Here is a 10626-nt window from a genome sequence, read left to right as displayed (position 1 = left end):
GCGACTAGGGCAGCTCGAAATTCAGCACCGCCTCCGCCGCAAGTTTGTGCTTGCGATTCTTGAGACTCTCCGCGAGCAGATCGCGGAAGATGAGCAATGCGTCGGCGCCGTGCTCCTCGCGAAATCCGTTCAGGACTTCAGCGATGGCGGCCTGTTGCGTCGCCGGCGTCAACGTGCTGGCAATGTACGAACTGCCGCGCGCCAACTCCATCATGTAGGTGGATCTGCAAAGCGTCTTCTCTGCCTCTCGAGCGGATTTTCGTCCGTTATGCATCGTTGTTTTTCTCGGTTGTTTTTCGTTGCGCGTGCAACCAGCGGCTCTCCCCGCTGGCGAGGCGAAGCGTTCTTATGCTCCGGCCCGACGCAACCGTCTCCTTCTATCTGAACAGTTCAAGCTTAAGAGAACCTTATGCGTAACGGATAAAAGCTCACGCAGAGGCACGCTTGAGAAACGCAATCTATTCGTTCGATGAATATCGGAATGTTTTGCTGAATGCGCCGTGGCCTTTGACCCTTCACATGCAAAAAAGGCCGGAAAAACCGGCCTTTTATTATGAAGTCTCGACGCTTGCCTGGTAGTGCTACACCTGCGCCATGCCACCGTCGACAGCCATTTCGATCCCCGTGATGTAGCTCGCGTCGTCCGAAGCGAGGAACGAGACGGCTTTGGCGATCTCGTCCGGTTCGCCCACGCGGCCAAGCGGTGTCGTTTCGCTGGCCTGCTGGGCGAAGGCGGCGATCTGCTCGTCGTTCATTCCGAGTTCGGATTTGTAGGCCGGCGTCACCACCACGCCGGGCGCCACCACGTTGACGCGAATTCCGCGGCCCTTCAGATCGGTCGCCCATGTACGCGCGAACGAGCGCAGCGCGGCCTTGGTCGCCGCATACACGCCGAAGGCCGGCATGCCCTTGCTTCCGGCAATCGAGCCCGTGATGACGATCGCGCTGCCCGGACGCATCAACGGCAAAGCTTTCTGCACCGTGAACAGCGTGCCTTTCACGTTGATGCCGAAGTACTTGTCGAACTGCGCCTCGGTGATCGCGCCGAGCGGCGAAAACTCGCCGCCGCCTGCATTCGCGAACAGAATGTCGAGCCGGTTATGGGCGGTCTGCACGGTGTTGAACATGCGGTCGAGATCTTCGGCTGACGAGATGTCCGCGCGAATCCCGGTGGCGCCGTGGCCGATGCGCTCCACCGCATCGTCGAGTTCGGCCTGACGCCGGCCGGTGATGTAGACGGTCGCGCCTTCCTGAGCGAAGCGCGTTGCGGCGGCGAAGCCAATGCCGCTGCTGCCGCCCGTCACCAGCACGATCTTGCCAGCGTGTTTGCGGGAATTGACGTTTCCAAGTGTGGACGTGTTCATGATCTGCTCCTAAGTTTGTGAGGTCGGTTGACCATGAAGAGAAGCTTATTTCATGCACACGTAGAGATAAATAGGTATACTGTGACTTCTTTATCCACCTATGTGGATAATCACCGGGAAATCGAGTCCGCATGGATCATTTGCAGGCCATCCGCATCTTTGCGCGTGTGGTGGAAACCGGCGGCTTCAGCCGGGCGGCGCAGTCGCTGCAGATGCCGAACGCGACGGTCAGCAAGTGGGTCAAGTCGCTCGAAGACCATCTGGGCGTGAAACTGCTCGAACGCAGCACGCGCAGCGTCAGCGTCACGACGGACGGCACGGCGTATTACGAGCGCACGCGGTATTTGCTGAGTGAACTCGACGATATCGAGGCGACCTTGGGCCGCGACCGCGCGAATCCGCGCGGCGTGCTGCGGGTCGACAGCGGCGGCTCGACCGCGAGCGGCATTCTGATTCCCGCGCTGCCCGAATTTTGCGCGCGTTACCCGGACATTCAGGTGCGCCTGAGCGTGACGGACCGGACCGCCGATCTGATCGCGGAGAACATCGACTGCGCGATTCGCAGCACGGCGGACGACCCCAATCTCGTGACAAACGCCATCGGCACGCTGCGCTGGACCACGTGTGCGAGCCCGGCGTATCTGGCCGAACATGGCACGCCGCTACATCCGCGCGAGATCGTCGATGACGGGCATGCGGTGGCCGGCTATTTTTCGGCGAGCAGCGGACTCGCGCCGCCCTTGCATTTCCTCAAGGACGGCGAGCGCATCGTGCTCGACAAGGTCCGCAATACGGTGATGGTGAGCGAGAGCAACGCGCATCTGGCCACTGCGCTGGCGGGACTCGGCATCGTTCATACGCTGGATTTCATGGTGCGGCCGGCCGTGGAGCGCGGCGAGCTCGTGCCGATTCTCACGGACTGGCGGCCGGACCCGCTGCAGGTTTATCTCGCCTATCCGCCGAGCCGCCGTTACAGCACCAAACTCCGCGTGTTCGCCGACTGGGTGAGCCAGCTCTACGCGCAGCTTGAGACTGCCTGAACGCAGAGGCGCGCTACGCCATCGTCACCTGGTTTCGACCGCCATGTTTCGATCGATACAGCGCGCGATCCGCGCTCGCGAAACCCTCGCGATGCGCCGGCCGGGAGGTTTCGCTGATGCGCGTCAACGACGCGCCCACGCTCACCGTCACCCTGCCGAGCGGCGACGCGCGATGCTCGATCGCCAGATCCGCCACGCCCTGACGCAGCATGTCGAGCGTGTCTTCGAGCGCCGCGTGCTCCGCGTGCAGCACCAGCAGGCCGAACTCCTCGCCGCCCATGCGCCCGACGATGATGCGTTCGCCATCGGCCGCGGCCTGCATCACCGAGGCTACTTCGCGCAGGCAGCGATCGCCCGCCTGGTGGCCGTAGGTATCGTTGTATTGCTTGAACCAGTCGACGTCGACCACGACCGATCCCATCACGTCGCCGTCCTGTGCCTCTTTCCAGCGGCGCGTGATGCTCTCCAGCAGGAACCGCCGGTTGTACAACTGCGTCAGCGGATCGATCGCGGTGGCCGTGCGCATCTTCAGGTCGTTCTCGATCATCGCGCGCAGGTGATAGAACACGCCGCGCTGGCCCGCGTCGAGGCGGCCGGGCGCCGGGTCCATCGCGCACAACGCGCCGACGATCTCGCCATTGGGCGCGCGCAGCGCGATCGCCGCGTAGAAACGCACGAACGGATGCCGCTGCACCAGCATGCATTCGCCGAAACGGGTGTCGTCGTGCGCGTCCTCGATGACGAACAGCTCGGCGTCGCGCACCGCATAGTCGGCGAGCGAACGGGCCCGCGTGACGAGCGGCATCGCCATGCCGACCTCGGCGCGGTAATGCTGGTACTCCTCGTCGAGCAGCGTGATCGCGGTGATCGCCGCACCGGTCACGCTCTTGAGAATTTCCGCCGCGTGGGTGAAGCATTCGCGCATCACCTGATCGTCGTGCAACAGCCATTCAATCACCGACGACTCCACCTCGGGTTCACCGGCGGCGGACGAATCGAACTGCATGCGGCTGGACAGACGGTCGTTACTGAAGGCGAGTTGCACGGCTGGGTCCCGGAATGTGATTAGCTCGTGTCAACGGCACAACCGCGCGAAACTTGAGCGGCCGCGAAACCTTGTCGGCGCGCAAGCCACGCATGGCGGCGCGGATCGGCGCGGGGTGCCAGGACGTACAATTCACCCGCCGGTCACGCGCCGCCTGCGTTTACTCGAGTAACAGGCAGCGCGGCCTTTTCAATAGACAATTGCACGCGCTCTCGCCGCGCGCATTTCGCATTCTCATGATCAATCTCTTCCAGGCCATGCAAGCGTTCGTCAAGGTCGCGGACGCGGGCAGCTTCGCGCAGGCCGCGGAGCAACTCGGCGTCTCGACCTCGGTGGTCACGCGCCACGTGTCGAGCCTTGAAAAGCATCTCGGCATTCGCCTATTCCAGCGCACCACGCGCAAGGTCGTGCTGACCGAAGCCGGCGCCGAGTATGCCGACGGCTGCCGCCTCCTGATGGCCGAACTCCAAGAAGTCGAATCGCGCGCCACCACTGCTTCAAAGGAAGTCGCGGGCGATCTGCGCATCGTGGCGCTGGGCAGCTTTTCGCTATTCCGCCTCACGCCGCTGTTCGCGGAGTATCAGGCCAAGTTTCCGCGTGTGAATCTGCGGGTCACGTTGACGGAGAAACGCGTCGATCTGCTCGAAGGCGGTTTCGACGTGGGGATCGTGACCGAGCATATGATCCGCTCGGAGTCGCTGGTGGTGCGCCGGCTGATCAACTCGCACGCGGTGCCGGTGGCGTCGGCCGCTTACCTCGCGCAGGCCGGCCATCCGAAAACGCCCGCCGATCTCGCGCGGCATCGCGTGATCACCGCGCCGCTCGACACCAGTCCGCAGACCTGGGTGTTCGACAACGGCGACGGCGGCGAAGACAGCATAGCGCTCGATGCGTCGTTCACCGTCAACAGCATGATCATGCAGAAACAGGCGGCGCTCGGCGCGATGGGTATTGCGCTGCTGCCGCTGGAGATGGTCGATGACGAATTGCGCGCGGGCACGCTGATGCGGATTCTCGAGGATCACGCCGTGCTCAACGGCGACGTGGCGGTGTCGCTCGTGTATCCGAGCCGGGAATTCGTGCCGCGCAAGATCCGGGAGTTTATCGATCTGGCGGTGGGGTTTTTCGAGTAATGCCTTAGAGAGAGGCGTCTTAGGCCCCTCTCCCGATCAAGGCCGCTCGCCTCGCGCCAGCCGCGCCTCGATGTCATACACCACCGGCATCAGATCCGCGACGCTGTCGATCACGTAGTGCGCGCCCGCCGCCTGCAGCTTTTCAATCGCCGCCTTGCGACGCCACGCGAACTCATCCGGGGCCAGCGCCTTGACGTCGTTTTCAGCCATGCCGAAAGCGTTGCCGCTCACCGCGACGCCGACCGCCCACGTGCCGCCGTTGATGCCCTCTTCGATGCCGACTTCGGTGTCGTCGACCTTGATCGCATCCTTCGCGCGCCACACGCCCAGTTCCGGCAACGTCTTGTAGATCATGTACGGCGAGGGCCGCCCTTCCGGTGTATCGCAGGTGCACACGATGCTGTCCGGCGAGAACCCCTGCGCGGCCGCGCCCGGCACGATCTCGGCCATGATTTCGCGCGTATAGCCGGTGGTCGTGCCGATCCGGATGTCGTCGCTGCGCAGCGCGCTCGCCACGTCGGCCACGCCGGGAATCACCGAGCTGTAGCTCGCCGCCACGGCGATGTTCTTCGGCACGAACACGTCGTATACGGCGTCGATATCCGCTTCGCCCGGCGCGCGGCCGTACTTGTCGGCCCACGCCTGCGCGACGCGCGGCAACGCCATCAGCGCCGCGATATGCGGACGCTTGGCCATGCCCATCGGGCCGCGCGCTTCATCGATCGTGATCGACACGCCGAACTGTTCGAAGGTTTCGACGAAGGCGCCCATCGGCGCCAGCGAACCATAATCGACCACTGTGCCGGCCCAATCGAAAATCACTGCTTTTACGTGTTTCATTTACTTCGATCCCAAGGAATTTCCCAAGCTCGCGCGGTGCGCCCGATCTGTGTGCTTCAGGCCGCGTCGGCCAATCTCTTGCGCTCGTCGAGCGCGGCCGACGGCGGAGCCGCGTGCTCGACGCCCATCGTCCCGAGCGCGTTGCCGCACGCCGCCACGACGCGGCGCATCACGTGCTCGTTCACCTGACCGATGCAGCCGATCCGGAAGCTGTCCACCACCGTCAATTTGCCCGGATAGATGATGAAACCCTGCTGCTTCATCAATTCATAGAAGCGCTCGAATCTGAACGACGGATGCGCCGGCGCGAAGAACGTCACGATGATCGGCGAGCGCCAGCGCGCGTTCAGCAGCGGCTCGAAGCCGAGTTCGTGCATGCCGGCCACCAGCACGTCGCGATTGTTCGCGTAGCGCGCGAGACGTCCGGCCTGCCCGCCTTCGAGCTTGTGCAAGCGCAGCGCCTCGATAAACGCGGCGACCGTGTGCGTGGGCGGCGTGAAACGCCACTGGCCGGTACGGTTCATCACGTCCCATTGATCATGGACGTCGAGCGCGAGCGAGTGACTGCGGCCCTTCGCTTCTTGCAACGCACCCTTGCGGGCGATCACGAAGCCGAAACCCGGCACGCCCTCGATACATTTATTCGCCGACGACACGAAGGCCTCGCAGGCAATCTCGCGCACGTCGAGCGGCACCGCGCCGAAGGCGCTCATCGAATCGATCAGCAGCTTGCGGCCCTTCTTCGCGGTGGCGGCGGCGATTTCTTCGAGCGGGTTCAGAATCCCCGAGCTGGTTTCGCAGTGCACGGCGACCACGTGCGTGATGCGTGGATCGGCGTCCAGCATGTGCTCGATTTCAGCGCCGCGCGGCGGCAGGTAGTCGCCCTTGTCGAGCAGCGTATAGGCGCGACCAAGATAACCGAGCGTGGTCGCGATGCGCTTGCCGTACGCGCCGTTGGCCAGCACGAGCGCATGGCCGTCACGCGGGATCAGGCTGCCGAGCATCGCTTCGACGCAATAGCTGCCGCTGCCTTGCAGCGGCACGCAGTCGTAGTCGCCCGCCGTGTCGCCGGCAATCTCCAGCAAGCTGCTGCGCAATAGCGCTGTCATCGCGCGGAAATCGCCGTCCCACGAACCCCAGTCGCGCAGCATCGCTTCCTTGGTCGAGAGCGCCGTGCTGAGCGGCCCGGGTGTCAACAGATACGGCTCGCCCCCGGCCGGTGCCGCGCACGTGACGGCGGAAGGTCCCGCGGCGTTCACGGCTGCTAAACGGTCGATCACGCTGTCCATGTTCGGAATCTCCGATATCGCTGGTTTGGTGACTTACACAGTACAGAAACGCGTGGCATCGGTAAAATCGATATAATCGATGCAGGTATCGCAATAACTTATAGGGTAGCGAGGTACACGTGCAATACGCGCAGTTGCGGGCATTTCATGCGGTCGCGGAACATGGCGGGTTTTCCAAAGCGGCGCAGGCGCTTTCGCTCACGCAGCCGGCCGTGTCGGATCACGTGCGGCGGCTGGAACAGGATTACGGCGTCAAACTGTTCGAACGCGGGCCGCGCGGCGTCGAGACCACCGAACTCGGCCTGCGCCTCTTCAGCGTGACGCGGCAGATGCTCAGTTGCGAGCGCGACGCGCGGCAATTGCTCGAATCGGCGGGCGGGCTCGAATCCGGCTCGCTGTCGCTGGCCGCGGACGCGCCCGACCTGGCGGTCGCGCTGATCGGCGCGTTTCGCAAGCTGCATCCGGGCATCGTCGTGACGCTGTCCATCGCCAACGCCGCGGACTGCATGCAGCGCGTGCTCTCGAGCGTCGTCGACGCGGCCATTACCGCCGCGCCGCAAGTGCACAGCCGGCTGGAGGCGCGCGTATTGCGGCGCGATCCGCTGGTGGCGATGGTGCCGGCAAGCTATCCGGTGGCGAAAAAACGCAAGCTGAGCTACGCCGAACTGGTGCAGCAGCCGATGATTTTCCGCGAGTCGCAATCCGTCACGCAGCAGTTGCTCGAAATCGAACTGGTGCGCGAGTCGCTGCAAGTGGAACCGGTGATGTATGTGGACGGCCGCGAGGCGCTCGAAGAAGCAGTCGCGCAAGGCATGGGAGTTGGGGTCATCGCGCGCGCCGAATTCAAGGAGTCGCGGCGGATCAGGATGATTCCGCTACAGGACTGCCGGGTGCAGATGATCGAATCGCTGACGCGGCTCGCCGAGCGGCCGGGCTCGAATCTGCTGGACGCGTTGTTCGCGGTGGAGTTGGGGAAGCCGGCCGCGGCATTAAACGACAAGCCAGTTCCCGCTGCTCCGGCTGAATGAAACGACAAGCCGCCCGGCAGGCGATGCCTGCGGGCGGCGCTTCTTTCGTTTCTTTCTCGTGTTGCGATTGCGGCGTGGACTTATGCGGCCACGCTACATCCCTTCACACCGAATCGCTTAACGCGATCCGCCGCTAGCGATCAGGCTTTCACCAGTCAGCCAGCGTGCATCGTCGGAAGCGAGGAAGGCGACCACATCGGCGATGTCGTCAGGCTGGCCGATACGGCCGAGCGGCGTCGTACTGACGGCCCACGTTTCGAAGTCGGAGCCGAGGATGCCGCCGGTGTGCGTGCCTTCGGTTGCGACCATGCCCGGATTCACCGAATTGACGCGAATCTTGCGCGGGCCAAGCTCACGTGCCAGCACGCCGGTGATGCCATCGACAGCGCCCTTCGTGGCGGTGTAGACCGCGCTGCCCGACGGCGTGATGCGGCTCACCACCGAACTGATATTGACGATGCTCGCGCCTTCGCCGAGATGCTTGACCGCTGCCTGCGTGGTCAACAGAAGACCCAGCACGTTCACGTTGAAGTGCTTATGAAAATGCTCTTCGGTGATCTCTTCGATCGGCGCGAATTCATACACGCCCGAGTTGTTGACCAGAATGTCGAGACGGCCATACTTTTCCACCGCCGTATCGATGATGCCTTGCGCGTCCGCTGCTTTGGACACGTCGCCCGCGACGGCCACGGCCTTACCGCCGGCAGCGGTGATCGCCTCGACCACGCTGTCAGCGCCGGCCTTGCTCGACGCGTAGTTCACCACCACCGAAGCGCCTTGTGCGGCCAATGCCTTGGCGATTGCCGCGCCGATACCTTTCGATGCACCGGTTACGACTGCAACTTTACCTGTGAGCTTGCTCATGATCGATTCCTATAGATGGGATTGGCGCCGACGCTGTCGCGAAGATTCGCGGGCTGCGGTGGAAATGCACTGGCGCTGACACTGGTGACAATGTAGTTACGTCGGCCGCGCGGATAAAGCGGCTGAAGGCGAATAGATACGTCGGTTGAGACGAACAATCGGAAGACACGTGACGCGGATGGCCCGAAGGCTCGATGCGACCAGCGGTGTCGCCCGCCAGTGCGAATGGGAAAGCACGAGTAAGCACGCACATAAGAACGAACAGTACTTCCCCCTGTCAGTGTAGGCGGTTCGAAGCGTCGGCGTTTCTATAAAACAGCCTTTGCCCGCCGCCCGCCTGTATCAGCCGCAAGCCCCTCCATCGCGAGTTCGATGAACGCGCGCGTTGCCGCGCTCCGGTACGCGCCTTTGCGCAATAGCAGCGCAGCCGTACGCTGTGGCAGAGCCGGCTCCAACTGCACGAGAAACAGTTCGCTCTGCTCGCGCGCGATCGCGGCCGGCAGCAGCGTGGCGAGCGCACTGCGACGCACGATCTGGACGACCGCGCCAATCGAGTTCACCTCCATCGCGATGCGAGGTGACACGCCATGCAGCTTGCAATAACGATCGATGTACTGACGCGTTGCGAACTCTTCATTAAGCAGAACGAGCGCTTCTTTCTGGAACTGGCTCAGCTTCAACGCGGAACGACGCTTCGCATGCGGATGCGCCTTGCCGACCACCATTGCCAGCGCTTCGACGAATAGTGTTTGCGTCTCGATGTCCGGCGTGTTCGTGTCGTCGAATGCGATGCCGACGTCGAGCGCGTCTTCGCTCAGCAACGCTTCCATCCGGTCCTGCGGCATTTCGAGGATGTTCAGCGTAATGTCCGGATAGCGGCGGTTGTACTTCTCCAGAAGCGGGCCGATCAGGTAGGCCGTGAAGGTCGGTGTCATCGCGAGACGCAGCGAGCCGCGGCTCAACTCCTCCACGTCGTGAATCGCCCGCTTGCCCGCCTCGAGGTCCTGCAGCGCGCGCTGAGCGTAATGCACATAGGCGGTGCCGGCGTCGGTCAGCTGGATCGTGCGGCCGGACCGGTCGAGCAACTGCACTCGCAAGGTGTCTTCCAGCTGCTTGATCTGTTGCGACAGCGTCGGCTGCGACACGTGCAGCGCCTCGGCCGCGCGCGTGAAATTGCGGTGCTCGGCGACTGCAAGAAAGTAACGGATGTGCCTGAGTAGCATGACGTCCTCTTGAACTATTGGTGTTTCTTATCGAGAGAATAATAAACCGGTCTTGGACGCTATAGCTTGATCGGCGCATTGTTCGTCCATTGATTCCCCACGAACAACCTGATGGAGCGAAACATGCAAGACATCATCGACGGCTTCCTGAAGTTTCAGCGCGACGCCTTTCCGCAGCGCTCCGAGCTTTTCAGGAAGCTGGCCACGACCCAGAACCCGCGCACCTTGTTCATTTCGTGCTCGGACAGCCGGCTCGTGCCCGAACTCGTCACGCAGCGCGAACCAGGCGATCTGTTCGTGATCCGCAACGCGGGCAACATCGTGCCTTCGTACGGTCCGGAGCCGGGCGGCGTGACCGCCACGGTCGAGTACGCAGTCGCCGCGCTCGGTGTCACCGATGTGGTGATCTGCGGTCATTCCGACTGCGGCGCGATGACGGCCATCGCGAGTTGCAAATGCATGGACCATATGCCTGCCGTGCGCAGCTGGCTGCACTACGCGGACTCCGCGAAAGTCGTCAACGAGGCGCGCGAGCACAAGAGCGAACGCGACCGGGTCGACTCGATGGTCCGCGAAAACGTGATCGCGCAACTGGCTAACATCAAGACTCATCCTTCCGTGCGGCTCGCCCTCGAACAGGGACATCTCGCGCTGCACGGCTGGGTGTACGACATCGAAACCGGCTCGATCGATGCGCTCGACGGCTCGACGAATCGCTTCGTTTCTCTCGCGGATCATCCGCATACGTGTGCCACCCCGGCTCGACTCGACGTCGCGGCCTGACCGCACTTATTTCATTG

At 63.1% G+C, this 10626-nt stretch carries 11 protein-coding genes; 4 read left to right on the top strand and 7 right to left on the bottom strand.

Annotated elements, in window-relative coordinates; genetic code table 11:
- Window positions 1-4: 4 nt before the first annotated feature.
- Window positions 5-214 (bottom strand): hypothetical protein, encoded by a 210-nt coding sequence (locus B0G75_RS34660; protein ID WP_106314323.1) that lies wholly within the window; start codon window positions 212-214, stop codon window positions 5-7.
- A gap of 367 nt (window positions 215-581) precedes the next feature.
- A complete protein-coding gene (locus tag B0G75_RS34655) occupies window positions 582-1364 on the bottom strand; it encodes a glucose 1-dehydrogenase (RefSeq protein WP_106314322.1) in 783 nt (260 codons plus the stop codon).
- 131 nt (window positions 1365-1495) lie between these two features.
- On the opposite strand from B0G75_RS34655, the gene B0G75_RS34650 reads away from it, so the two are divergent.
- Window positions 1496-2404, top strand: a complete 909-nt coding sequence (locus tag B0G75_RS34650; protein WP_106314321.1) for a LysR family transcriptional regulator — start codon at window positions 1496-1498, stop codon at window positions 2402-2404.
- Between the two features lie 13 nt (window positions 2405-2417).
- Here the strand turns inward: B0G75_RS34650 and B0G75_RS34645 are convergent, their stop codons facing one another.
- Window positions 2418-3449, bottom strand: coding sequence for a sensor domain-containing diguanylate cyclase (locus B0G75_RS34645; protein ID WP_258194837.1), 1032 nt, complete (start codon window positions 3447-3449; stop codon window positions 2418-2420).
- 236 nt (window positions 3450-3685) lie between these two features.
- Between B0G75_RS34645 and B0G75_RS34640 the strand changes: the two genes are divergently transcribed.
- The gene (locus tag B0G75_RS34640) at window positions 3686-4582 is read left to right on the top strand and encodes a LysR family transcriptional regulator (protein ID WP_106314342.1); all 897 of its coding nucleotides are present in this window, start codon (window positions 3686-3688) and stop codon (window positions 4580-4582) included.
- Between the two features lie 36 nt (window positions 4583-4618).
- Here the strand turns inward: B0G75_RS34640 and phnX are convergent, their stop codons facing one another.
- Both phnX and B0G75_RS34630 read right to left on the bottom strand, forming a co-directional pair.
- Window positions 4619-5422, bottom strand: coding sequence for a phosphonoacetaldehyde hydrolase (gene phnX, locus B0G75_RS34635; RefSeq protein WP_106314320.1), 804 nt, complete (start codon window positions 5420-5422; stop codon window positions 4619-4621).
- Window positions 5423-5478: 56 nt separating this feature from the next.
- The gene (locus B0G75_RS34630; protein WP_106314319.1) at window positions 5479-6711 is read right to left on the bottom strand and encodes a 2-aminoethylphosphonate--pyruvate transaminase; all 1233 of its coding nucleotides are present in this window, start codon (window positions 6709-6711) and stop codon (window positions 5479-5481) included.
- 119 nt (window positions 6712-6830) lie between these two features.
- On the opposite strand from B0G75_RS34630, the gene B0G75_RS34625 reads away from it, so the two are divergent.
- On the top strand, window positions 6831-7739 hold the full coding sequence (locus B0G75_RS34625) for a LysR substrate-binding domain-containing protein (RefSeq protein WP_106314318.1): 909 nt from the start codon (window positions 6831-6833) through the stop codon (window positions 7737-7739).
- Between the two features lie 117 nt (window positions 7740-7856).
- Here B0G75_RS34625 and B0G75_RS34620 read toward each other — a convergent pair whose 3' ends face one another.
- Window positions 7857-8603, bottom strand: a complete 747-nt coding sequence (locus tag B0G75_RS34620; protein WP_106314317.1) for an SDR family NAD(P)-dependent oxidoreductase — start codon at window positions 8601-8603, stop codon at window positions 7857-7859.
- A 308-nt stretch (window positions 8604-8911) separates the two neighbouring features.
- The gene (gene cynR / locus B0G75_RS34615; protein ID WP_106314316.1) at window positions 8912-9826 is read right to left on the bottom strand and encodes a transcriptional regulator CynR; all 915 of its coding nucleotides are present in this window, start codon (window positions 9824-9826) and stop codon (window positions 8912-8914) included.
- Window positions 9827-9949: 123 nt separating this feature from the next.
- On the opposite strand from cynR, the gene B0G75_RS34610 reads away from it, so the two are divergent.
- The gene (locus B0G75_RS34610; RefSeq protein ID WP_106314315.1) at window positions 9950-10609 is read left to right on the top strand and encodes a carbonic anhydrase; all 660 of its coding nucleotides are present in this window, start codon (window positions 9950-9952) and stop codon (window positions 10607-10609) included.
- The last annotated feature ends 17 nt before the right edge of the window (window positions 10610-10626 follow it).

Origin of the sequence: Paraburkholderia sp. BL18I3N2 (assembly GCF_003001875.1) — a bacterium.
Classification (GTDB): Bacteria; Pseudomonadota; Gammaproteobacteria; order Burkholderiales; family Burkholderiaceae; genus Paraburkholderia; species Paraburkholderia phytofirmans.
This window is presented reverse-complemented; position numbering and strand designations above follow the sequence as displayed.